The sequence below is a fragment of the Streptococcus halotolerans genome (assembly GCF_001598035.1).
GTDB classification, from domain to species: domain Bacteria; phylum Bacillota; class Bacilli; order Lactobacillales; family Streptococcaceae; genus Streptococcus; species Streptococcus halotolerans.
Window position 1 is genome coordinate 1,362,106 of sequence record NZ_CP014835.1, and the last position, 24,916, is coordinate 1,387,021.

24 protein-coding genes are annotated in these 24,916 nt (G+C 40.9%); 7 read left to right on the forward strand and 17 right to left on the reverse strand.

The window, feature by feature from the left end:
• Positions 1-49: 49 nt before the first annotated feature.
• The 6 genes from A2G56_RS11165 to pbp2a all read right to left on the reverse strand — a co-directional run bounded on the left by A2G56_RS11165 (position 50) and on the right by pbp2a (position 6,177).
• Positions 50-886, reverse strand: coding sequence for a pentapeptide repeat-containing protein (locus tag A2G56_RS11165; RefSeq protein WP_418080413.1), 837 nt, complete (start codon positions 884-886; stop codon positions 50-52).
• A gap of 360 nt (positions 887-1,246) precedes the next feature.
• Complete coding sequence (locus A2G56_RS06115; RefSeq protein WP_062710418.1) at positions 1,247-2,242, reverse strand: YhdH/YhfP family quinone oxidoreductase; 996 nt, start codon at positions 2,240-2,242, stop codon at positions 1,247-1,249.
• 76 nt (positions 2,243-2,318) lie between these two features.
• Positions 2,319-2,861, reverse strand: coding sequence for a transcription termination/antitermination protein NusG (gene nusG / locus A2G56_RS06120; RefSeq protein ID WP_062710421.1), 543 nt, complete (start codon positions 2,859-2,861; stop codon positions 2,319-2,321).
• 531 nt (positions 2,862-3,392) lie between these two features.
• Positions 3,393-3,569 carry a preprotein translocase subunit SecE gene (gene secE, locus A2G56_RS06125; RefSeq protein WP_062710423.1) on the reverse strand — a complete coding sequence of 59 codons (177 nt, stop codon included), beginning with the start codon at positions 3,567-3,569 and terminating at the stop codon, positions 3,393-3,395.
• Positions 3,570-3,579: 10 nt separating this feature from the next.
• On the reverse strand, positions 3,580-3,732 hold the full coding sequence (gene rpmG / locus A2G56_RS10240) for a 50S ribosomal protein L33 (RefSeq protein WP_082785116.1): 153 nt from the start codon (positions 3,730-3,732) through the stop codon (positions 3,580-3,582).
• Between the two features lie 48 nt (positions 3,733-3,780).
• Entirely contained in the window at positions 3,781-6,177 is a 2,397-nt protein-coding gene (pbp2a, locus tag A2G56_RS06130; protein ID WP_062710426.1) for a penicillin-binding protein PBP2A, read from the reverse strand.
• Between the two features lie 108 nt (positions 6,178-6,285).
• Between pbp2a and A2G56_RS06135 the strand changes: the two genes are divergently transcribed.
• Positions 6,286-7,155 carry an RluA family pseudouridine synthase gene (locus A2G56_RS06135; protein ID WP_062710429.1) on the forward strand — a complete coding sequence of 290 codons (870 nt, stop codon included), beginning with the start codon at positions 6,286-6,288 and terminating at the stop codon, positions 7,153-7,155.
• Positions 7,156-7,508: 353 nt separating this feature from the next.
• Here the strand turns inward: A2G56_RS06135 and A2G56_RS06140 are convergent, their stop codons facing one another.
• The 5 genes from A2G56_RS06140 to A2G56_RS06160 all read right to left on the reverse strand — a co-directional run bounded on the left by A2G56_RS06140 (position 7,509) and on the right by A2G56_RS06160 (position 12,324).
• Entirely contained in the window at positions 7,509-7,910 is a 402-nt protein-coding gene (locus A2G56_RS06140) for a PTS sugar transporter subunit IIA (RefSeq protein WP_062710431.1), read from the reverse strand.
• 13 nt (positions 7,911-7,923) lie between these two features.
• A complete protein-coding gene (locus tag A2G56_RS06145) occupies positions 7,924-8,733 on the reverse strand; it encodes a PTS system mannose/fructose/sorbose family transporter subunit IID (RefSeq protein WP_062710434.1) in 810 nt (269 codons plus the stop codon).
• Positions 8,720-9,622, reverse strand: coding sequence for a PTS mannose/fructose/sorbose/N-acetylgalactosamine transporter subunit IIC (locus A2G56_RS06150; protein ID WP_062710437.1), 903 nt, complete (start codon positions 9,620-9,622; stop codon positions 8,720-8,722). The genes A2G56_RS06145 and A2G56_RS06150 overlap by 14 nt, the downstream gene beginning before the upstream one ends.
• Before the next feature lie 435 nt (positions 9,623-10,057).
• Positions 10,058-10,543, reverse strand: coding sequence for a PTS sugar transporter subunit IIB (locus A2G56_RS06155; RefSeq protein WP_062710441.1), 486 nt, complete (start codon positions 10,541-10,543; stop codon positions 10,058-10,060).
• Entirely contained in the window at positions 10,540-12,324 is a 1,785-nt protein-coding gene (locus A2G56_RS06160; protein WP_062710444.1) for a glycoside hydrolase family 35 protein, read from the reverse strand. The genes A2G56_RS06155 and A2G56_RS06160 overlap by 4 nt, the downstream gene beginning before the upstream one ends.
• 144 nt (positions 12,325-12,468) lie before the next feature.
• Here A2G56_RS06160 and A2G56_RS06165 point away from each other — a divergent pair, with 144 nt between their 5' ends.
• The gene (locus A2G56_RS06165) at positions 12,469-13,182 is read left to right on the forward strand and encodes a GntR family transcriptional regulator (RefSeq protein WP_062710446.1); all 714 of its coding nucleotides are present in this window, start codon (positions 12,469-12,471) and stop codon (positions 13,180-13,182) included.
• A 60-nt stretch (positions 13,183-13,242) separates the two neighbouring features.
• Here A2G56_RS06165 and lacD read toward each other — a convergent pair whose 3' ends face one another.
• The 4 genes from lacD to A2G56_RS06185 form a co-directional block, all read right to left on the reverse strand.
• A complete protein-coding gene (gene lacD, locus A2G56_RS06170) occupies positions 13,243-14,229 on the reverse strand; it encodes a tagatose-bisphosphate aldolase (protein ID WP_062710449.1) in 987 nt (328 codons plus the stop codon).
• Positions 14,230-14,237: 8 nt separating this feature from the next.
• Positions 14,238-15,413, reverse strand: coding sequence for an SIS domain-containing protein (locus tag A2G56_RS06175; protein ID WP_062710452.1), 1,176 nt, complete (start codon positions 15,411-15,413; stop codon positions 14,238-14,240).
• Between the two features lie 9 nt (positions 15,414-15,422).
• A complete protein-coding gene (locus A2G56_RS06180; RefSeq protein WP_062710454.1) occupies positions 15,423-16,142 on the reverse strand; it encodes a GntR family transcriptional regulator in 720 nt (239 codons plus the stop codon).
• 552 nt (positions 16,143-16,694) lie between these two features.
• Positions 16,695-17,987, reverse strand: coding sequence for an adenylosuccinate synthase (locus tag A2G56_RS06185; protein WP_062710456.1), 1,293 nt, complete (start codon positions 17,985-17,987; stop codon positions 16,695-16,697).
• 267 nt (positions 17,988-18,254) lie between these two features.
• On the opposite strand from A2G56_RS06185, the gene A2G56_RS06195 reads away from it, so the two are divergent.
• The 5 genes from A2G56_RS06195 (at position 18,255) to dusB (ending at position 23,584) form a co-directional block, all read left to right on the forward strand.
• Positions 18,255-19,304, forward strand: coding sequence for a PTS sugar transporter subunit IIC (locus A2G56_RS06195; RefSeq protein ID WP_062710462.1), 1,050 nt, complete (start codon positions 18,255-18,257; stop codon positions 19,302-19,304).
• 327 nt (positions 19,305-19,631) lie between these two features.
• Positions 19,632-20,363: a hypothetical protein gene (locus A2G56_RS06200; RefSeq protein WP_062710465.1), complete on the forward strand. Its 732-nt coding sequence runs from the start codon at positions 19,632-19,634 to the stop codon at positions 20,361-20,363.
• A 24-nt stretch (positions 20,364-20,387) separates the two neighbouring features.
• Positions 20,388-21,662: a toxic anion resistance protein gene (locus A2G56_RS06205; protein WP_062710467.1), complete on the forward strand. Its 1,275-nt coding sequence runs from the start codon at positions 20,388-20,390 to the stop codon at positions 21,660-21,662.
• Between the two features lie 85 nt (positions 21,663-21,747).
• On the forward strand, positions 21,748-22,620 hold the full coding sequence (gene hslO, locus A2G56_RS06210; protein ID WP_062710470.1) for an Hsp33 family molecular chaperone HslO: 873 nt from the start codon (positions 21,748-21,750) through the stop codon (positions 22,618-22,620).
• The gene (dusB, locus tag A2G56_RS06215) at positions 22,607-23,584 is read left to right on the forward strand and encodes a tRNA dihydrouridine synthase DusB (protein ID WP_062710473.1); all 978 of its coding nucleotides are present in this window, start codon (positions 22,607-22,609) and stop codon (positions 23,582-23,584) included. Before hslO ends, dusB begins: the two co-directional genes overlap by 14 nt.
• Positions 23,585-24,032: 448 nt before the next feature.
• Here the strand turns inward: dusB and A2G56_RS06220 are convergent, their stop codons facing one another.
• Entirely contained in the window at positions 24,033-24,536 is a 504-nt protein-coding gene (locus A2G56_RS06220; RefSeq protein ID WP_157761204.1) for a TlpA family protein disulfide reductase, read from the reverse strand.
• Positions 24,533-24,790: a hypothetical protein gene (locus A2G56_RS11170; RefSeq protein WP_418080403.1), complete on the reverse strand. Its 258-nt coding sequence runs from the start codon at positions 24,788-24,790 to the stop codon at positions 24,533-24,535. The genes A2G56_RS06220 and A2G56_RS11170 overlap by 4 nt, the downstream gene beginning before the upstream one ends.
• Positions 24,791-24,916: the final 126 nt, after the last annotated feature.

Consider the following 24,916-nt stretch of genomic DNA (forward strand, 5'->3'; position numbering starts at 1 on the left):
CAGGTAATTATTCTCATGTCAAACTTACCGAAATTTTAAATAACGAAAATCATCTACCTGATGTCCCTGAAAAAGACGAACCTAAAAGCGAGGAGTCTGAAACAAAAAAACCTGAAAGAGACGAGCCTAAAACAGAGGAGTCTGAAACAGAAAAACCTGAAATGGACGAACCTAAAAGCGATGAGCCTGAAACAGAAAAACCTGAAAGAGACGAGCCTAAAATAGAGGAGTCTGAAACAGAAAAACCTGAAAGAGACGAGCCTAAAATAGAGGAGTCTGAAAAAGAAAAACCTGAAAAAGACAAACCTAAAATTGATAAGTCTGAAACAGAGAAGCCTGAAAAAGAAGAGCCTGAAAAAGAAGAGCCTGAAAAAGAAGAGCCTGAAAAAGAAGAGCCTGAAAAAGAAGAGCCTGAAACAGGGAAGCCTGAAAAAGAGAAACCTAAAAGAGACGAGCCTAAAACAGAAGAGTCTGAAAAAGAGAAGCCTGAAAACGACGAGCCTAAAACAGAAGAGTCTGAAAAAGAGAAACCTGAAAGAGACGAGCCTAAAACAGAGGAGTCTGAAACAGAAAAACCTGAAATGGACAAGCCTGGAATACAGGAGCCTGAAACTGGGAAACCTGAAATCGATGGGACTGAAATGGAGAATCCTGAAAAAGAAGAACCTAAAAACGATGAGCCTAAAACAGAGAAGCCTGAAAACGACGAGCCTAAAATAGAGGAGTCTGAAAAAGAGAAGCCTAAAAAAGAGAAACCTGAAAACGACGAGCCTAAAATAGAGGAGTCTGAAATGGAGACACCTGAAAAAGAGAGCTTCGAAAAAGATTCTCCAGAAAATCCGCTCAAGTCTGACAAAGCCCAACAAGACAAAGGTGCGGAAAGCAAAACGCACCATCGAAGCCCTAATAAGCTTCCTCAAACAGGCGATTCGACTAAGCATACAACACTATTAGGCCTATTAAGCTTATCTTTCTGCTTTATACTAAACTTAGTATCTTATCGCAAAAAAAGGGAACAATAACGCTGTACTGCTCCCAAAGGTTAGATAAGAAATAATTGAAAGGATTTAGTTCTGTAATGTGCAGAGCTAGGTCCTTTTCTATTATTCATCAAGTATATGCATTGCCCACTAATCTAGACAACATTTCTAAAGCGAAGCCCTTTTGGCACTAGACCCTAGATGATACTAATGTGAAGTGAATCGTTTAATAGCTGTCTTTCTAATTTGACGATAAAAAATGGGCGCTAATCTATTAGACTAACGATGGTTCGTCCTAAATGGCTGCCTGTTTTGAGCGTTTCCAAGTGCTTAGGAAGTTCCTCTAAGCCAATCGTATTCGTCTCTAACTTCTCAAGGATTTGATGGTATTGAGCTAATGCTGACCAGGCTTCAAGGCGTTTCTGATGACTGATATTAACAGAGTCTATGCCTAATACATTAACCCCTCGTAAGATAAAGGGTAAGACAGTCGTTTTTAATCCAATCCCCCCTGCATTGCCACACAAGGACATGGCTCCTCCATAAGCTAACTGAGGAAGCAAATGACTGGCCACATCACCACCAACCGTATCAAGGACAAACTCATACTGTTCTTTCAACAACAAAGGCTTTTCTTTAATAAAAATCGCTTCTGGTCGAATGACTTGGTCAGCCCCTAAACGACTGACAAGCGGCTCTTGATAATCTTTGCGTACTAGGGCTGTCACATTACTATAACCACGCGCTTTTAAAAGCGCTAGCGCAACTGATCCGACCCCACCACTGGCTCCTGTCACTAAAACACGCGCCTCTTTGCTATCTGACAGTCCAGCATTTTCCAAAGCCAAAATCGACAAAATCGCTGTTAAACCAGCTGTTCCGTAAACCATAGCATCTTTCAAACTAAGCCCTTTGGGCAGGGGAATCACCCAGTCTTTAGGCACACGCGCATACTCTGAAAAGCCGCCCGTGTGTGACATGCCCATCTCATAGCCTGTGACAAGGACTTCTTGGCCTTCTTGAAAATCAGCACTGTCTGATGACACTACTATCCCAGCCAAGTCAATTCCTGGTATCATTGGGTAGTTTCGAATTACTCCGCCCTTGGGCTGAACTGCTAACTTATCCTTGTAATTGAGCGAGCTGTAATCTACTTTGATCACTACCTCACCTGGACTAAGATCATCTAATGTGATTTCCTTAGAACCCAGCGCTAACTGCCCTTGATTATCTTCTAAATACATGGCTTTAAAAGTATCCATCTGGTAACTTCCTTTCTAGTAAACAAAAAGACCCTACATTTCTGCAGAGTCCTCTCTAAATTTCAAAACGATAGGGTTATGCCAACTCCGCAATTTGGTATAATTCAAGATCTGCCTGAGTCTCAGTGCCAAACATGTTAATCATCAATTTGACCTTGTTACCATCAATCTCAACAACACGTCCCTCTTGTCCCATAAAGGCACCATCAACGATTTGCACCACATCACCAGCTTTGATGTTGGTATCAAAGACATCAACAGTTTGACCCATAGAGATAAGAATCGAACGAATTTCTTCTTCCAAAAGCGGTGTTGGTTTCGAACGGTTACCGTGTGATCCCACAAAACCGGTAACGTTTGGGGTATTACGCACCACAAACCATGCTTCATCCGTCATCACCATTTCAACCAAGACATAACCTGGAAAACGATTTTCTTCGACTTCTTTAGTTTTTCCATTTTTCTCAACGTTAACCGTTTGTGTGGGGATTTCAACACGCAAAATGTTATCTAACATGTTATAAGTCTGCGCGCGTTGCAATAGGTTTTCTTTAACTTTATTTTCGTAACCTGAATAAGTTTGAAGGACAAACCAGCCCTTATCAAATGAATCTAACATGATTATTCTCCTTTTTGATTGTTCGCTAATCTTACTATTAACGTCTAGTTAACTGACCATGTTTTTAGTAGTAACCTATGACGAGAGGTTGAGAGCCAAAATAAGCCTTTTGATAAAAATCATATCTATTTCATAAGATTTCCTTCTTATCGCAAGAGCTAATCGCTTTTTAGCCACTTTCCCCCTACTCTTGTCACGCTCTATCATAAGCAGCACTTGTTAGGCGGCACATCATAAATACTGATATGAGTCATAGAGGCGGGAGAGGTCTACACTGAAATGACTAACAAATAGCTATAAAGCAGTTAAAAAGATCCTAAAGCCTATAAACGGCTGGTCCCGACCTTCTATCATAGCAAAATGGCATAATAAAAAGCCTCAATGGCTATATCTGCGACTTCATTATACCATACTAGAGACCTCTCTGACCACTGAAAATCAAAAAAACAAGCCAGTTTTCGTACGCGACCTCAAACGCTAGACCTTATCTCTAACGCTTAAAACTCCCTACGTTTACTGACTTATTTTAGATTAAAACATGTTTAAGATAGAAAGAACACCTGTTGAAATCAACTTATCGAACAAGAAGATGATAACCGTGAAAAACGCAGTATACTCTAATACAGCAAGAAAGTCTTTCCATCGTTGCTTGTGGTCTGGCCATGTTGTATCTTTTAAAACTTTAAAAATACCTGGAATAAATCTCACCGTTTTTCTCCTATCTTGTTTCTTTGTGTAGTGTATATTTTTGACAATGTTTACAAAATTTATTGACTTCTAGTCGTGTTGGTTTTGGGTTGCTAGATACTCCGATAGAGTAATTTCGACTTCCACACTCTGCACACGCTAGGCTTGCTTTTTTCTGTGCCATAACGCCTCCGTAACTTTTACTTTACCATAATTCAAAGATTGTGGCAAGCTAGTTCAACCAACTCTCGATAGCATTCCATACTCGTCTAGCCTTATCCTCCAGATTCGCATCTTGAACCGCTCGATCAAAGTTATTTTTGGCAGATTCCGCTCCCTTTTTAAGATCATCAAAAATATTAGAAACTTTAGGTGCTACACTCTCTTCTGCTTCAGCTGGATTGGCCGTGTAAGTTGGAGCAACACCGTCTGAAATATAAGCATTTTCCGCGTCAAAGCTCGAACCAGCAGTATGAGGCAAGACATTACTGGCAACGGCACTAAAAATGGTAGACGCTGTTCCAGAACTTGCGCCAGTCAGATAGTGGTTTTCATCAGTCTTTTCAAAACCAATCCACTGACTCAAGACAATATCTGGAGTATAGCCAACAACCCACTGATCACTGGTTAAATCAGGATTAAACTTCGTTTCGGTTGTTCCAGTTTTACCAGCCATAGTATAGCCATAAGCATTGGCATTAACCGCTGAACCATTGGAGAAGGTTCCCAGCATCATGCTAGTCATTTTTTTGCTAACACTTTGACTAATCACACGTTGATTTGATTCTTTAAACTGCTTGATGATTTTGCCACTGGCGGTCTCAATTCGGGTAATCAAGTGCGCTTTAGGCATGACACCATTATTAGCGAATGTTGCATAGGCTTGAGCTATTTCAAGTGGGCTAGTCGTGACACTTCCCCCAAGGGCAACACCGAGTTCTCTGTTGGCAGCAGACATATTAAGACCGAATTTTTTACCATAACTAAAGGCTTTTGATAGCCCCAGTTTATCTACAAGATAAACTGCTGGAACGTTGTATGAATTAGCTAAAGCTTGGTACATAGGAACATCCTCAGATTCATAACCACCAAAGTTTTCCGGTCTATAGCCCTTATAATCAATTGGCGTGTTTGGCAATAACTTATGGATAGAGTACCCATTAGCAACCGCTGGGGCGTAAGCCACGAGAGGTTTAATTGCAGATCCTGGACTCCGCTTGGCTTGAGTTGCATAGTTGAAACTCCTAAAGGATTGACTAGTACTAGAAACCCTACCTACCAAACCTCTGACCGCACCTGTCTTAGGATCCATCGCTACACTGGCGCCCTGCGAGGATTCACCATCTTCCGCCACTGGGAAATAAGAAGTGTCATCATAGACATACTGCATCCCTACTTGATAGTTCTGGTCTAATTCCGTGTAAATCTTGTAGCCCTTATTAACAATATCGTCTTCGGTTAAGCCATACTTTTGAGTAGCTTCCTGAATAACCGCATCAAAATACGATGGGTATTGATAGGTATCCGAAGTGCCGCCATAATTATCTGCTAGCTCTCTTGAAATATCAACGCTAGCCGCTTGTTCGGCTTCTCTTTGACTAATAACTTTGGCATCGACCATAACACCAAGAACTGTATCACGTCGATTGGTTGCATTTTTGATAGAATAAAGCGGGTTGTAAACCTCTGGTCCTTTGAGCATACCAGCTAAAATAGCTGATTGTTCCAAGGTTAACTCTGCTGCACTGACACCAAAATACTTGTGACTAGCATCCTCAATCCCCCAAACACTGTTTCCAAAATAAGCATTATTGAGATACATAGTGAGAATCTCATCCTTACTGTACTGTTTGGTTAATTCTAAAGCTAGGAAGAATTCTTTTGCTTTACGAGTAATCGTCTGCTCTTGAGATAAATAAGCATTTTTAGCAAGTTGCTGGGTGATGGTCGATCCGCCCCCAAATTTCCCCATGGTAACAATCGCTAAGGCAAACCGAGAGAAATTAATCCCATTGTTTTTATAAAAGCTCCTATCCTCTGTTGAAATGACTGCCTTTTTAAGGTTATCACTGATGGCATCCAGTTCCACATAGGTTCCCTTCTGACCAGACAGACTACCAACCTGCTCTTCATTCTTGTCATAGATAAGCGTGGTCGCTTTCAAGGCTGACTGTAAATCTTCCACATCGGCTGTCTTGGCCAAATAAAACAAATAAGATCCGACAACCAAACTAAAAATCGCTCCTATCAGGAGGATAATTTTTCCAATGTGGTAACGACGCCAAAAGCGTCGAATCCAAGAATCACGTGCCGGAATAAGCCTACGTACAATCGCCAATTTAGGATATTTTTTGATCAACCGTTCTGAGAGACTTAATCTGTCTCTTTGACCATGGTAAGCTCGTTCTTTATGACGACTTGAGCGATCAAATCGCCTTGATTTCTCTTTATTATCTTTAGAGCTATCCTCCGTAAAACCTTGATAAACTTGAGTTTCATCGGCGTTTGTGTCATCAGAATAATCCTCAAGATCATCTAGATCATAAACACCAAAATCGCGGTCATCCTCCTCTTTATCAGTAGAAAGAAGGTTTTTTAAGCTCTTTTTCCATTTATCAAATATTGTCATAAGCCTATTATATCAATTTTCTAGTGAGATTCTCCTAAAAAAACTGTTACCAAGCTTACAAGTAAGTTTCAGTTAAGCATCCCCTTTCTAAGATGTTATAATAGCTTTATGACATTTACGGTAAGCATTCAAAACCCTTATCCCGAAACCACGGTTAAGGAACTCTTAGAAGAACATTTGTTAATCCCGCGTAAGGTAAGGCATTTCTTACGGACCAAAAAGAACGTCCGTGTTAATCATGAATTGATCAATTGGCAAAGTCCAGTTGCTTTAGGAGACACTGTTGAACTCACCTTCGATGAGGACGATTATCCTACTAAAGACATACCTTTGGGACATGCCGATCTGGTGGACTGTCTTTACCAAGATGAGCATCTCATCGTTGTTAATAAACCTGAAGGCATGAAGACGCACGGCAATGAGCCGACTGAACTTGCTCTATTAAATCATGTCTCCGCCTTTGTAGGAAAGACCTGCTATGTTGTTCATCGACTAGATATGGAAACCAGTGGCACCGTGCTTTTCGCTAAAAATCCTTTTATTCTACCAATCCTAAATCGACTGTTAGAAAATAAACAGATCAAGCGTCAATACCGGGCATTGGTTCAAGGACACTTTTCAGACAGGAGTATAACTTATCGTCAAGCCATTGGTCGTCATCGCCACGACCGTCGCAAGCGAGTGGTGGATGCGCGAAACGGTCAAAAGGCGATCACCCACGTCCAAGTTCTCAAAGCTTTCGACAAGAATAGTCTCATCAACTGCCAGTTAGAGACAGGACGCACGCATCAAATCAGAGTCCACCTTAGTCATAACAACCACCCCATCTTAGGTGATCCCCTCTATCACCCAAAACCAAAAGGACGACTGATGCTGCATGCGCACGCGCTGTCTTTTACACATCCACTAACCCTTGAAACCATTCACGTCACTGCCAAATCACAAACCTTTGAAAATAGTCTGGTGATGGTGCTGTGAAGACACTAAAACCACCTAACATCCCTACTTGCAAGCAGGGACGTTAGGTGGTTTTTTGAAATACCCTACAACAGATCTCTATCAGTAGGTAAAAACTCTGCTTTTTGAAAATCTTGTCGTGTCGATTGGCATAGCTGAATGATAAACTAAATACAATAGCTGAAGCCTGAAAGGAAAAAGGTTTAAATCTTGTGTAGGAGTAAATTAGTTCTTGCCGAGCAATGTAGGTAGCCCTTCATCACAGTAATTAGCATACCTTTAACTGACTCTGACCTAGCAAATCAGACAGCAAATGTCTCACCGTTTACTCTCTAAGCGACTGAATTTCCTAGCCTAACAGCTGATCCTACTGATTAGTCATCGTCGTCATCTGACATCACTAAGAGATCATTGACTCGATGAATATTTTCAGCACCAAAGCTTTTTAAATCAATGCTTTCGCCAATAAGGCAGCTGTTGATGAAACCAACAACCATCGGCATATTCATCCCTGCGTACAAGTCATAATGATAGCCCTTCATCAGAAGTTGTCCTGCTACATTACAAGGGGTTCCTCCCATCAGATCTGCTAGCATAACGAACTCTTCAAGCCCATCAATCGTTTGCAAGAGTTTTTCTTCAAACTCTTTAGGGCCCTCTTCCGGAAGTAGGCCAACCGTATGGATATTTTCTTGTGGTCCCATAATCATCTCGGTACTTTTTTTAAGTTCCTCGCTAAAATGACCATGACTGATTAAAATTAACGCTTTTGTCAAATTGTCCTCCTAGTTAAACACCCAAAATCTTAAAGTATGACATCAACAAGGCAAAAATGATAATAATCAAAATAGCTTTTGTAGAACTCATGCCTTTACGACCTAGTAGCCAGAAGACTAAGCCTGTGAACAATGCTGGCACCAAACGTGGGAAAATTTGATCGAATAAATCTTGGATATTGATGACCTTATCGCCAATCTTAGGCTCAGCAATGAATTTGAAATTAATCATCGTTGCGATTAAAGCACCGACCATGAACACCCCCATAACAGAGGCCGCATCAACCAAGGCACTCAACTTGTCACGCATAGTCGTTACCAGCTTGGTACCTTCTTTATAAGCGAATTCCAGTTGTTTCCAACGAAAGACCATAATCGCAATGTTGACAGCTACCCAGAGGAATACCCCAATTGGGTTACCATTTGTTGCTAGCGATGCTGCAACAGACCCCATAATGGACGGTACTAGTGAAGCAAAAAGTGAGTCACCAATCGGAGCAAAAGGTCCCATCAAACCTGTTTTAACCCCATTAACCGCATCTTTAGACGACACCCCTTCATTTTCTTCCAAAGCTAGGTCGATACCAGTAATGATGGTATGGAAGAAATTTGACGTGTTAAAGAATTGAACATGTGTTTTCATCATTTCTTTCAATTCTGGTGTGCCATCTCCATAAATTTTGCGCAGTTGAGGCAAAATAAGATAAAGATAACCTGACCCCTGCATACGCTCATAGTTCCATCCCCATTGGAAAGTAAAGAGACTACGTTTATTAATTTGATTAAAATCTGCTTTTGTTAATTTGTAATTAGATTTCGTCATCTTCGATTTCCCCACTTTCAGAAACTTGTGTTGTATGTTCAACAACTGTCACATTTTGTCCATTTTTATAGTGTATTGTCGCAAGAGCGGCACCGATAATAGCAATACCAATCATTGGAAGACCTTTGAATGGTGATGCATCGAAAACAGTTTCTTTAAGTCCTGATTCACCAATGATACCACCTAAAGTTGTAGAAACAGTTTGTAAGTTACCATAAATCGTTGTCAACATAGCAGTCAAGCCGAAACCAAGTACCAAATAATGCAAGTTTTTCTTAACCGGCAAGTAATGAAGCAAAATAGCAAACCCAAGACCTGGAAGCATTTTACCAGCCAGTGTCAAACCGTCGGCAATCCATTGGTAATCAGCAATTGTATTTACCATAGTTTCAACAGCACGACCACCAAGAGCGAGAGCGAGGAAAACAGGAAGCGCACGGGAAAGAGCCCATGGCACTGCACCTAAAAGATAGTTGCGTTCAATAGCCTTGTAGTTGAAATTATCAACGTGTTTATCGATACGATGTGCGAAATAAGTGGTTGAAAAACGTCCTAGAATATCAGTGTAAACCAAGAGAGCTGCCACTGGAACGGCAATCGTTGAGACGGCTAGTTCTGGTTTAATACCTTGTCCAACAGAGAAAGCCGTTGCCAAAACCGCACCTGATGTGGCATCAATACGTGAGGCTCCACCAAAAGTACCAACACCTAAGACTAATAATTGAAGACTACCGCCAATAAGCAAACCAGTTGTCATATCACCCATAATCAATCCAGAAATAAATCCGGCAAAAACAGGTGATCCAGCAGAGGAGTTAATCGTCAGCTCGTCTAAGATTTGATAAGCCGAATATAGAGTAAGTAATAAAATTTGCCACCATTCAATCATGATGAATCCTCCTAAATAAGATGCTAAAGGCACAAATACTCACTGAAAACAAAAGGATAACTCTAAATGACCAATCAAGATGCGATAACTCATTGCTAGCTCATCAACCAATGATTGCTAAAGTTCCTTCAGAGCGCCTAGATGACGCCTAAAAGCGGAATCCGGGCAACAGGGCGTTCGCTTTAGTTTCAGTCCGTATTTATAGCCTGTGTTTAATGTCAAAGAGAAGTCTTCTTCAAAAAAGAAAGACAAGAGCAAAATCACTAAAAGTCTCTGGAGAGTGAAACTTTCAAAATCTTGCCAGATAGAGCGATGAGGCATCGTCATTGCTTCTCAAAACGAGTTAAATCACACCACCTCAAAAAGCCATTGATGCTTTTCCATAATCTTTTTTGACTAAATGCCGTATAGAAATAACAGCACTGTCTTTGCTTATTATCTGACTTTGTCTAGCAGGGTCATGAAATCCTGAGCACTGTCATTGGGAACCATTTGATGAATGATTTTTGTTCCTTTAACATGAATGGCATCAAAGACTTGGATATCCTCATCTACAACATTAACGGAACGAGAAACTGCGCGTGTCTCTGGTGTCTGTGACATATTTCCAACATTGAGCTCTGGGATTGACACACCTTTTTCTATTAGTGATAGAAAACGATCTGGTCGACGGGCAACAATCAGGAGACGTTGTGAATCATATCGGCCTGCTAAAATATTAGCAGCTGCTTTTTCCTCTGTTAAAATCGATAGTTTAACCCCAGCTGGTGTAGCCAGTTTCAAACCTGTTTTTTCCAAGTCATTATTAACAATATCATTATCCACCACCATAATTCGGCTGATATTTAATTTTGTTGTCCATAGATTGGCCACCTGACCGTGAATTAAACGGCCATCAATACGAGTTGCAACAATTGTCATAAATTTTCTCCTTCTATTTCTTTGTAAATAGGATGATCTTTTAAGGATAAGCGATTGTGATAAATGCCTTCTGTTTCAAAGACGGTGATTATATTTTGACCTTTTTTAATGAGAACACCTGGCAGATAAAGCGATAAGATTGGACCAACTTGCCAAAATCTTCCTAAATGATAACCGTTAATAAAGACGACACCCTTACCAAATAACGACATGTCAATATAAGTATCTTTAGGATTTTGACAATTAAATTCAAATTCATAGAAGCTCGGTAAACCTTCTTGCCATTTTCCATCATAGGAGATCTTTTCAATGTTATCCAGAGGTAATGGGTACTGCTCCCACCCTCCTACAAAGTGTAAATCTGCCATCAGACCACGGCCAAGCCCTTTACTTTGTGTTGAAGCTTCTAACTTATGCCCGTAAGTCACACGCCCCATATTTTCTACTAAAATATCAAGCTGACTGTCATCTGCTTGTTGTTCTATCATGATGTCAGCTCCAATTTCGTCTTGATATTGGGTCGCCACTTTCTGATCACCTAAAAAAACTTGGATTCGATCTCTGGCATCGATAACACGAAGCCTTTCCTCTTCATGATCACGAGGTAAACGCGTTCGATAAAAAATATATCCTGTTGCTTGACCTAAGGCTTCCATGTTTTGAGGATAGAAACTGTCTCTCGAGCTCGATAAATGGGCTAAAGTATCCTTCAGCGTCACCTTTCGTTTCAAAGGAATATCAGCTAGTGCCATGCTTTCTTTCACTAAAGGCTCTTTATAATCTAAGTCAGGATAAACAGCTTTCAGCCGCTTTTGAAGCGCATAAAACTTAGGACTAGGATTACCAGCTTCGTCTAAGATAGCGTCATAATCGTAAGACGTTACTTGAGGTAAGTCTCTATCTCGTCGCGCGGATGCACCATTCATAAACCCAAAGTTCGTCCCGCCATGGAACATATAGAGGTTAATACTTCCCTCTTCCAGTACCTCCATCACCGAATCCGCCAATTCTTCTGGATCACGCCGTATGATTGGCTCATTCCAACGGTTGAACCAACCATCCCAAAATTCCATACTCATTAACGGCCATTTTTTACCGTGTTCTTGGAAAAACAAACGCATACGAGCAAAGTTAAGCTTTGCTTTTGACCCAAAATTTCCAGTGACAAGAACATCATCATCAATCAAGCTACCAGCTCTCATCGTCGCTTGCCAGGCTCCATCAGATGTAAAGAATGGAGCTGATAAACCATTCTCCTCCATTAGCTTCTTTAAAGCTCGAAGATAGGCCTTATTTTCCCCATAAGAGCCATACTCATTTTCAACTTGAAACATCAGGATATTGCCCCCTTGATCAAGTTGATGCTTTGCCAACTTCGGTAACACCACTTTATAGTAGCTTTCAACATAAGCTAAAAATTCAGGGTCGTCTGAGCGCACTTTTACTTGTTTTTCAAGCAACCAAGCAGGCAGCCCTCCAAATTCCCATTCGGCGCAAATATAGGGACTTGGTCGGACGATAGCATACAATCCCAGGTCTTGAGCCATGGTTAAAAAACCTTCTAGATCGAGGTGGTCTGAAAAATCATAATCACCTTCTTTGGATTCATGCCTATTCCAAGGAACGTAGGTTTCAACAGTGTTAAATCCTAGAGCTTTCAGATTATATAACGAATGATACCAATCGGCTTTAGGAATTCTAAAATAGTGGATAGCTCCAGATAATATCTTAAAAGGACGACCATCTAAATAAAAATCTTCACCAATCGTAAACTTGCTCACAAGCACCTCCTAACTCTTGTAATCGCTTTCTTTTTCGTTAACATAATAACATTTATAACTTGTTATATCAAGTGTGTCGTACTATTTTTTAACATTTTTTGCTATAATTGAACAGATTATTTGAAAATACAGGATGAAAAGGACATGAAACTAAGCAGGGAACCTAAATATCTACGCCTCAAAAAAACCTTACAAAGCCAAATCCTATCTGGAAACTTTCAAGAAGGTGATAAATTTCATACTGAATCTGAATTAGTCACCGCTTTCAATGTCAGCTCAATCACCGCTATCAGAGCCTTGAATGAACTGGAGAAAGAAGGTCTGGTCGAGCGTAAGCAAGGCGTAGGAACCTTTGTTTCACGATCTCGTTTAGAAACACTAGTCAAGTTTTCCGACATCGAGTTATTCCAGCCCTCACAAGACATGGTTACTGTTTTAAGTGTGACCAAAGGAAATCACCCAACGTATTTAAATCGTCTAGGACTCCATAAAACGGAACACTACTATCAAGTCATACGCTTACGAACTGCTCAAGAGAAGCCCTATATTTATCACCACACCTACTTACCTCATGATTTTGTTAAAGATACTCATGCGGATAAGGAGCAGTTTAAATCGATCTACCAATTGTTCAAAAAAGATTTCAATATCCTCATGAGTGACGAAGCTTTCGAAGAAACGAACGAAATCTGTTTATCCTATCCAGAGACAGTAGCCAAACAATTAAAACTCAATAAGAATGAACCTGCTGTCTTACAAATTCGTACGACACGTCAAAAGAAAACGAATCGTATCTTAGAATATGTTGAAACGTATAAACGTTGGGATTATTATAAATTCAAAATTTCCTCTCGCTAGCCTGGCTCATAAGACGACCTGTCATATCGGCTGTTTGTGCCTTCGACTATCAGAGTAAAGCTATTTTACCTTGTCTTCCCAGCTTGTAGCGGTTTTTTGAAGTACTGCATTGAGGTCATTGATGTTCTTTAAGCCTTCTGTACGAAGCCATTCGCGAGCGGCATCTGGACCATCTGTGATATAAACCGGTACCGCACCTGCCCATGTGGCACGACCACATAGCACACCGTTAAATTTAGCTCCTGATTCCGCTGCAAACTTGAGGGTTTCTTGAAAGAGTTTAGCTGATACACCTGCACTTAAATAGATATATGGTAAATGGCTCGCCTCTTCTTGGTCACGGAAAGCTTGAGCCGCCTCCTCTTTAGTGTAAAGAACCTCTCCTTTAGCAAATCCTTCCACAAAATTCATATTAACAGGCACTTCCACTTTCAACACATCTACGCCAAAGCGGTCTTCTGAAAAAACAGCCATCGCACCATTAACTTTATGAGGTTTGACTTGAGCAAACGCCATACTGCTATTATCAGAAATAGTCTCGTCATATGTTAAGATTTCAAGGTAGAAAGGAATATCTTCTGCTTGACACTCTGAACCAATACGTTCAATATAGGCTTTCTTCTGCTCATTAACAGCTTCGTCACCATCGACATCATAGTAAAGCAAAAACTTCACGGCGTCAGCGCCAGCTTCCTTGATGCGTTTGGCTGACCAGACATCAAGACAGTCTGGTAAACGACTAGTCGTTGTCGCATCGTAGCCTGTTTTTTCATAGGCAAGGAGTAAACCGGCCTCTTTATGACGGACTTTTGTCGCCGGAAGCCCGTATTCAGGATCAAGTAGGATGGAAGAAGCATATGGTGTCAATTCTTCTGAAACCAGACTTTTCAGTTCTTCTATTTGTTCAACCGTTGGCTCCTCGGCTTGATGTTTGGCCATCATGCGTTTTAAAGCACCACGTTGATCAAAAGCAAGGGCTGAGATGATGCCATGATCACTCAACTGCTTCATTGATTGGTATTTCGTTTGCGTCAGCGATACAGTCATAAGACCTCCTACTGTTTATAATCATGAATCGTCACACCCTTAACGACACGGTTAACTGTTCCTGTGGCAGACGGGGTATCAGGAAGATTGTTTACTTTAATCGACGATAACAAGGCAATCGTTTGAGCCACAACAATATATGGCAAGGCTAGATAAGCATCTGGCAATAGCTCATGGACAGCAAATGTAAAAGCATCCCCTGAAAAGGCTGACCCATCTCCTTGGATAAGTGCCAAGGTCTTAGCGGCAATATGATCTTCATAGACTTCTTCTAAAATATCCAAATCGTACTGCCGAACATAGGGATGATTATTAACAAATCCAATCACAATGGTCTTCTCATTAACAAAAGATTTAGGACCATGTCGGAAACCCATCGAAGAATCAAAAACGGTTACAATTTTCCCCGCTGTTAATTCTAGAAGCTTCAATTGTGCTTCCCTAGTTAGACCTGATAAGCTACCTGAACCGATATAAACAACGCGATTAAAGTCCACATCAACCAAGGCCTGTAATTCTGCCTCACGTTCAATAACCGTTTCGGCTAACTTGGCTGCTGTTTTAACATAGCCTTTTTTGACATCATCAGACAAAGACTGATCAAACACTAATAAAGCTGACAACATCATGCAAGAAAAACTTCCTGTCATAGCAAAACCAGCATCATTGGAACGACTTGGTTGTAATAACAAGTAATGATTGTCCTGTTTTTTGGCTACTTTTGCTAGCTGGCCATCTTCAGCGCATGTAATGCTGAGATGGAAAATATTATCAATGAATTGAGTGGCTAAATCTACCGCAGCCAAGCTTTCGGGACTATTACCACTTCGAGCAAAGGATACTAATAAAACGGTATCTTCAGGGTAAAAATAATAGTGCGGTGCCGCGACAATATCGGTCGTAGCAACACTTGAGAACAGAAAGTGTTCACGATCTCCCTTAGTTTGCAAGTAGCTAGCAATGCTATTACCAACGTATTCCGATGTACCGGCTCCTGTGAAAATGACTTTTACTGGCTGGCCATTGCTTGCAGCTAGAACATCCTCCAAAAAGGTGTCAATGGCGTCTTTTTGTTGCTCATAATGTTCAAAAGCTTCTAGCCATAGTTCTGGCTGCTGCTTAATTTCACGTGTCGTGATAGCAGCACCTAATTTGTCTAATTCTTCTATAGATAATTGAAACATAAAATCCTCCTAAGATGGTTGATGAGTAATGTGATAACGAAATTGATCGGCACGTGCAGTACTTAAGGTAAACTCAATCAGCATATTCTTATCATTGTAAGTTCGCCGTGCTATCTGCAAAACAGCTGAACCTTTTTTAATGTCTAACAGATCAGCCTCATAATCTAAGGCAATACTAGCTGAAAATTCCTCCTCAGCAACTCGAATCGTTTGATTAAAATCTTGTGCAAAAATATCATAAAGAGGTTTTCGGGGTAATTCTTCCTTAGACAAATCCTTAAAGAGTTCGGCAGGCATGTAAGTTCTTTCAAACATGAGAGGTAAGCCATCTGCCAACCTCAAACGTTCTAACTCAAACACCTCAGTGCCTAGTTCCATATTGAGATAGGTGGCTAGATAGGGGGTTACCTGCACTTTTTCAAAGGACAAAATTCTTGTTTCAGGTTTCTTCCCTAACTTTTTCATCTGTTCTGTAAAACTATAAGCAGACGATAAGTCTGTCTTAACGTTCTCAATGCTAGAAACAAAAGTCCCCTTACCTTGCTTCTTATAGATAAACCCTCTCGCTTCCAGTTCCTTCAACGCTTGACGAACCGTAATCCGGCTAACATCAAAGGTCTCACTAAGTTCACGCTCAGATGGTAGTTTATCATGTGGCGACATTGAATCTCTGATCGCTAATTCAAGAGTATCTACCATTTTTAGATACAAAGGTTTATTAGTTGTCATCAACAATTTCCTCTCTAACTTGTTATAACCAGTTTAAGTATATAATATATGTTAATGCCTTGTCAAGCTTAAAAATGTCTTCATTAAATCTAGATTTGTGGATAAACTCTCCTTGCGAGCCTATCCAGTTCACCAATGACGAACGCAGATTGGTTAATATATTAACGAAGATAGAGTAGTATTCTACTTAGCATCAAGCCATGAACTTTTCAAGTCAAAGGCCGTCTATCATAGCGAAACATCACTGCCTGTAAGAGAGTTAATGATACTCAATGACAATCAAAAGTAGACTAGGCGACGCTGATAGATAGGACTGACGCTCATCAGATCAAGTCAATAACATCTGTTTTGGAATCTCGAAGAGTATTAGTTTTTATCTACTAGTAGGAGGTGGCCAGGAACTCATTACTTTTGAACAGCAAAAAGAGGCTTGAAACACTAGTTTCAGCCTCTACTATATCCTTATGTTTACCCCTAGAAACAACTATCTTTTAGGGAATTGATTATCATCATTTTACTATCTGCTAATAACCGTTAATCAGATTACGCCTTTTAGCTATTAGCCCAAACAGATTCCATGATATTAGTTTGCTCACGTCCTGGTCCTACTGAGAAAGTCGAGATACGGACACCAACTAATTCGCCAATTCGGCGAACATAATGGCGAGCATTTTCAGGAAGATCTTCTAGACTGCGAACGCCAGTGATATCTTCAGACCAACCTGGAAGTTCTTCGTAGATTGGTTTACAACGTTTGAGCTGCTCAAGACTTGCTGGGTAATGGTCAATACGTTCACCATCAAGGTCGTAAGCCACACAGATTTTAACCGTGTCAAGTCCTGAAAGGACATCGATTGAGTTAAGTGAAAGATTGGTAATCCCTGATACACGACGGCTATGGCGCATAACAACAGAGTCAAACCATCCCACACGGCGTGGGCGACCAGTAGTTGTACCATACTCTTTACCAACTTCACGGATACGGTCACCAACTGTGTCAAAAAGTTCTGTTGGGAAAGGACCATCACCAACGCGACTGGTGTAGGCTTTACATACCCCAACGACTTTGTTGATTTTAGATGGGCCGACACCTGAACCAATAGTCACACCACCAGCAACTGGGTTTGATGAGGTTACAAATGGGTATGTTCCTTGGTCAATATCCAACATAACACCTTGCGCTCCTTCAAAAAGAACACGCTTGCCGCCATCTAAAGCATCATTAAGAATGACTGATGTGTCTGTAACATACTGCTTGATCTCCTGACCATAAGCATAGTATTCTTCAAAAATCTCCTCAAAGGTAATCGGATCTGATTCATACATTTTTTCAAAGAGACGATTTTTCTCAGCCAAGTTTGTTTTAAGACGCTCCGCAAAGATATCTTTGTCTAAAAGATCTGCAATACGAATCCCAACACGCGCAGCTTTATCCATGTAAGCTGGGCCAATCCCTTTGATGGTTGTACCGATTTTGTTATCACCTTTAGCATCTTCTTGAAGTTGATCAAGCTTGATATGGTAAGGAAGAATAACATGAGCGCGATCTGAAATACGAAGGTTATCCGTCGTCACACCTTCTTCGTGGAGGTAGTTCAATTCTTTAACCAAAGATTTTGGATTAACAACCACACCATTACCAATAACTGAGATTTTTTCCTTGAAAAAAATTCCTGACGGAATCAGGTGCAACTTGAATTTTTTTCCATCAATCACGATTGTGTGGCCTGCATTATCACCACCCTGATAGCGAGCGATTACTTCCGCATCCGCTGACAAGAAATCCGTGATTTTACCTTTACCTTCGTCACCCCATTGGGTACCAACAACAACTACAGATGTCATATATTTGATCCGGGCCCTGCCCAATAGCTGAGCGAAACCCTGCTCCTTTTCTGAAAAACATTTGGCAGGAATTTCACCTGCGAGTTTATCTTACACCCTATTATAGCAAAAACCGAAAACTTTTGCCATAAAACATTTAAAATCAAGTTTTTTCTACTACAGAACACATCATCTGCATTAAAAATAAAACAATTTCCGAATAATACTTGGCAGAAAACCTCTTTTAAGATAAAATGAGAAGAATACCTTTTAGAAAGAAACATAGAGATGTCATTCCTCAAACGAAAAGGGGTTAGTCTATCCCCAAAAGCCTACCTGATAGATGCCCTTTCTGCCATGGCTCAAGGACTATTTGCTTCGCTGTTAGTTGGCACAATCCTCTCTACCCTCGGTCAGTTGACGGGCCTTTCCATACTTACTGATGTTGGCCATTTTGCTTCCAGCGTCAAAGGCCCTGCAATGGCCCTGGCAATAGGCTACGCTCTTCAAGCACCGCCCCTAGTGCTTTATTCTCTACTTGCCGTTGGACAAGCTAGTGACCAATTAGGAGGTGCTGGCGGTCCCTTAGCCGTCTATCTGATTTCTCTTGTAGCTTGCGAAGCCGGTAAACTAATCAGCAAAGAAACCAAACTCGACATTATTGTTACCCCTTTGGTGACGATTGTATCAGGTAGTTTTCTAGCTCTTTTGATGGCACCAAGCATCGGAAAACTTGCTATTTCTTTAGGAAGTCTCATCATGTGGGCAACCGATTTACAGCCCTTTATCATGGGAATGCTGGTCTCTATCATTGTTGGCATGGCTTTGACACTTCCAATTAGCTCTGCCGCAATCTGTGCAGCACTTGGCCTCACAGGGTTAGCTGGTGGGGCTGCTTTGGCTGGCTGTTGTGCACAAATGGTCGGTTTTGCCATAATGTCTTTTAAAGCTAATGGTTTTGCAGGGTTAATTGCGCAAGGCTTAGGAACCTCAATGTTGCAAGTACCTAATATCCTTAAAAAACCTATCATTTGGTTACCCACAATTGTAACCTCTGCCATCACAGGTCCCTTAGCAACCATATTTTTCAAGCTAGAAATGAATGGACCCGCTATCGCTTCTGGCATGGGAACAAGCGGACTGGTCGGTCAAATTGGCGTCTATACAGGCTGGTTATCAGATATAGCCACTGGACAAAAAGCGGCCATCACCAGTTTTGACTGGATTGGTTTAGGACTCATCTCTTTTGTTCTACCAGCGGTAATCACTTGGATAATTTCCACTCTCTGCCAAAAGGCAAAACTATATACTGACAAGGATTTAAATCTCAACTTATAACAGTCTCAGATTGAAGAAAACGTTCATTTCGAACAATTTTCTTCAATCTTTTTTCTTTATGTTTAAAAACAATAAACCTCTTGGAAACACTCTCGTATCAACACTTTTAAGAGGGGCATTATTAAAGGTATAAAGGTCACCTCCTCGATAGTGTCATGTTCAAGAGGAGTTGTCTACTTTCTGGTCTGGGTTGATTTTTTACCTACCTCAGATTGACGAGTTTTCCTAGCCACTTATTTTTGAATTCATGGGTAAACAATTGTTTTCAAATGGTCTTTAGAGTACAATATTATTACCTTCAAAAAATTAGAAAGTGATTGGTATGGCATGGAATTCTTTCTCGTCCTTATCGTCTTCATTACCCTTTCTGGACTCCTCGGTACTTACTATGTAGCCAATCGTCCAACGGCTCTCCAAAGGCGAAATACAACCTTACGTTTGCAAGATTTAAAAGATACCATTCAGCAAGCTGATCGCCAAGTGAAACTTTTGGATAATTACTTAGCCGATCAAGACTACACACAGTATAGCATTGTTGCTCGCCAGTTATTACCCAAACTAGATCAAATCACAGCTGAATCGGAAGTTTTAAAAAATGACATGGACCTTAAAATCTATCGCCGCGTCACTAAAAAGGCCAATGATGTCAAGGCAGATGTTAATCTACAATTAGAACGCCTTCACATTGCTACTGACTTAGAACCAGCTAGCGAAGAAGAAACAATGCTTCTAAAACGGGCGCCAGAACTAACCACCATCTACCATAACATCCAACGTGATCACCGTACAATTATGGAAAAAATTAAGGAAGCTGATAATCAAGCTGAACTGACTGCCCTACACGAAAACAATATGCGACGTTTCGACGATATTCTGACGGGTTACTTAAAAATCAAAGAGGCGCCTAAAAATTATTACAATGCACAAGAGCGGCTAGCTGAAGCCAAAGAGGCACTGCATCAGTTCGACTTAGAATTAGATGAAACCTTGCGCCAACTCAACGAATCTGGTCTCAAAGACTTTGACGTCAGTCTACGTATGATGCGCGACAAACTATAATAATAGAAAGAAAAGGAAATTGACATGGCTGAATTTAATTTTGACATTGATAAAATTGCTAATAGTACTGTCGCTAAAACAGATAAGACCACCGAAATTATCGCTGCTGATTCAGAAACAAGCACAGGACAAATAGCCTTCTTAGAGAAATTGACACCTGAGCAGCGATCGGCTATCCAAGCCAAAGCTCCTGCTCTTGTCGATGCTTTTATAGATGACCAAAATTACCTGCTAGACTTTGGTACTTCTGCTGTCGAAGAGGTCAACAAGACTGTTAATCACATCCTCTCTGAACAGAAAAAACTCGAAATTCCACAAGTAGATGATTTACTTGCTGCGACTAATCGTGAACTCAACGGCTTTATCGCTAAATACAAAGACGTCAAACCTGCTGAATTAGAGAAAAAGCCAAACTTTATCGAAAAGATTTTCAATAAAAGCAAATCCAGCTTACAGGAATTCTACTTCGACTCAAAAAATATTGAACAAAAAATGGATAGCATGGCTGCCACTGTCGTCAAGCAAGAAGAAACCTTGGCGCGTAATATCGTGTCTGCTGAAATGCTAATTGAAGACAATACCGAATCGATCGAAAATTTAGTCGGTGTCATTGCCTTCTTAGAAGCTACTCAGAACGAGGGAGCCAAACGTGCTGCCAAACTACAAAAGCAAGTGGCTCTATTAGACAATGCTGATCCAGAATTCCATGCTAAGACAGAAGAATTGGCCCGCATGACTGAAGTTATCAATACTTTAGAACAACAACACACTGAGTATATCAGCCGTCTCTACGTGGCTTGGACGACAACACCTCAGATGCGTAACCTGGTCAAAGTGTCATCAGACATGCGTCAAAAACTCGGCATGCTCCGGCGCAACACCATTCCAACCATGAAGCTCTCAATCGCCCAATTGGGGATGTTGCAACAATCCGTTAAATCCGGCGCAACTGCAGATGCCATTGTTAATGCTAATAATGCCGCTCTTGAAATGTTGGCACAAACCAGCAAAGAAGCCATCCCTGCCCTTGAACGCTCCGCCCAAAGCCCAACCATGTCTATCGAATCAGTCACCGCATTAGCTGAAAGTCTAGTTGAACAAAATAATGGCATTATTGCTGCCATCGACAACGGTCGCAAGCAAAGGGCTCAACTCGAAACAGCTATCGTCAAATCAGCTGAAACGATCAATGATTCTGTCAAACTTCGCGACCAAAAGATTGTCCAAGCCCTCCTTAACGAAGGGAAAGAAGTGCAAAAAGACGTCGAAGCAGAAGAGATCACACCAGATAACCAGTAAAAAGCGTTCATTTCAAGATTGAACTCCTCCATTGAGGAGTTTTCTCTTACCCCAAACTGCTGGTAAATATGGTAAAATAGAGCTTATGGATAAATTAATCAAATCGATTTCAGAATCAGGTGCCTTTAGGGCTTATGTCCTTGATAGCACCGAAACTGTTAAACAAGCACAAATAAACCACCAAACCCTAGCATCATCAACAGTTGCTCTTGGACGTACCCTCATTGCCAACCAAATCCTAGCTGCTAATCAAAAGGGGGATAGTAAAATCACCGTCAAAGTCATTGGCAACAGCTCTTTCGGCCATATCATCTCCGTAGCAGATACCAAAGGAAATGTTAAAGGCTATATCCAAAACACCGGCGTTGATATCAAGAAAACAGCCACTGGTGAAGTTCTTGTTGGTCCTTTCATGGGCTCTGGTCAATTCGTTGTCATCGTTGATTATGGTACTGGAAATCCCTACACATCAACAACACCTATCGTCTCAGGTGAAATCGGCGAAGACCTCGCTTTCTACCTAACAGAAAGTGAGCAAACTCCTTCTGCTGTGGGTCTCAATGTCCTCTTAGATGAGAACGACCAAGTCAAAGTAGCAGGGGGCTTCATGCTCCAGGTCCTTCCCGGTGCGACTGAGGAGGAAATCAGCCGCTACGAGCAGCGTATCCAAAACATGCCAGCCATTTCAACGCTCCTTGAATCCGAGGACCACATTGACGCCCTGCTATCAGCTATCTATGGTGATGAGCCGTATAGACGTCTGTCAGAAGAAACCATCGGTTTCAACTGCGATTGCTCGCGCCATCGTTTTGAGTCAGCTCTTGCTTCCCTACCAATCGCTGATTTAACAGACATGAAAGACAAAGACCACGGGGCTGAAATTGTTTGTCAGTTCTGTGGCACAAAATACCGATTTAACCAAGATGATTTGGAGGCAATTATCCGTGACAAAGCTTAATTCATCCTTTATGATTGGAAACGTCGAAATCCCGCATCGTACGGTCTTAGCACCTATGGCAGGGGTCACTAACTCAGCCTTTCGTACCATCGCTAAGGAGTTCGGAGCAGGACTTGTTGTCATGGAGATGATTTCTGAAAAAGGATTACTCTACAACAATGAAAAGACCCTCCACATGCTCCACATTGACGAAAATGAACACCCAATGTCAATCCAGCTCTTCGGTGGTGATGCCGAAGGCCTAAAACGTGCCGCGGACTTCATCCAAGCCAACACCAAAGCTGATATTGTTGACATCAATATGGGGTGCCCAGTTAACAAGGTCGTCAAAAACGAAGCCGGTGCTAAATGGCTCAAAGATCCAGACAAGATTTACCACATCGTTAGCGAAGTGACATCTGTCCTTGATATTCCCCTAACTGTTAAAATGCGTACTGGCTGGTCCGATAGTTCACTCGCCGTGGAAAATGCCCTTGCTGCCGAGTCTGCTGGTGTCTCTGCTCTTGCTATGCATGGTCGTACGCGCGAACAAATGTACCGCGGACATTGTGACCACGAAACACTGGCTCGCGTCTCCAAAGCCATCACAAAAATTCCATTTATCGGCAATGGTGACGTCAAAACGGTTCATGATGCAACTTTTATGATTGAAGAAATCGGCGTTGATGCCGTTATGGTTGGTCGTGCCGCCATGAACAACCCGTACATCTTTACACAAATCAATCACTTCTTCGAAACCGGTGAAGAATTACCAGACTTACCCTTTGCTAAAAAATTAGACATCGCTGAAGACCACCTCAAGCGCCTAGTTGAGCTCAAAGGTGAGATGATTGCTGTCCGTGAATTCCGCGGACTTGCACCTCATTACTTGCGTGGTACAGCAGGCGCAGCTAAAGTCCGTGGCGCCGTCTCACGTGCAGAGAGCTTCCAAGAAGTTCAGGACTTATTTAATACCATTCGATAAAAATCATGACCACCCGTCTAACAGATGGTTTGAACAGGGGCTATAAGAGCCCACATCGCCAGCCAACGCTTAAAGACGCTGGCTTTTACCTTGTGTTCAAGCCTAATTGCTGTTGACTCGTCACTTGCCTCTTATGACATTAGGGTTGAACACTTTTATTGTATCGCGTTTGGAGTTTTTTCGTATAACAGTCGAGGCGTACCCGCATAGCGGGAGATTTATTTGTTTCGCAGCTATTGGAGCGAGACTGGGCTTAAAGCCACATAAAAATAACACTCACCTCAAAGACTGTTGAGGTGAGTTTTTCGTAACCATCTAACAAGGAGACATCTATCATAATTTGCTAGCCCCCAAGTATACTAAGTTAGTAGAAAATAGAAACTGGAAGATAGATACCGTCCTACTATATGTTTACTATTTAGATTGGTAAGTAGATACAAGGTCATCACTAGTTTGTAACCATTTTTCTAAGTATTTTCTTAAGTTTCTTCTTCTGTTCAGTTGTCATCTTATTTTTCGTTGCATCATGGTTATTGAGAGTTCCTACATGGGTTGAAATAATGCCATATTTATCAATAATAATCAAAAATGGCACAGACAAATTCCCAGTTTCATATTTCTTATATATAGCTTCTAACTCTGTTCGGTGTTTTTTAGTGAAACTTTTATCTTTGGTATCAACAGCAGAAGCACTTAATTTTTCCTCTTGTAAAACTTCATCAAGGACAGGTAAGAGCTCTTGGCACCAAGGACACCGTTTAAATCCAAAATAGTAAATACCAGGCTTATTTTTAGCCAGGTATGCCATCGTAGTATTGATTGGAGGTGAAATAAACTGTCGAGACTGTTCGATAGAAAAGACCTCGTTTTTAGAGGAATTACTAAATACAAAATAATAAATTAAAGATAACCCTAGCAAAAAAGCTGATAGTATAGTAATAAATTGTTTCATTTTTTTCTCACGATATTCAATATTGACATCAAAATTACTTCTCCATCTGTTGTAAAAGGTAATAGATTGAGAATATTTGACAAGCATAATATCTTCGTATAAAAGCTAATAATATCTCTACCATTAATAAACATACCTAATATAATTAATATTGTCGGAGCTATTCCGGATACCAAAATGTTATTAATGTTATTTCCCGTACTTTTATAGACAATAGATGGACTTCGTAAACTGGCTTTTACTTTTGGAGACAATCCAAGACAGTAAGCAGTCAGGTAATGTATTCCTTCGTGAACTATAACTAACCCTAATGTAATAATTAATATAAAAAACAGTATAAGAAGATTTATCTTTTATTCCTCCTTCTCATTATCATGTAA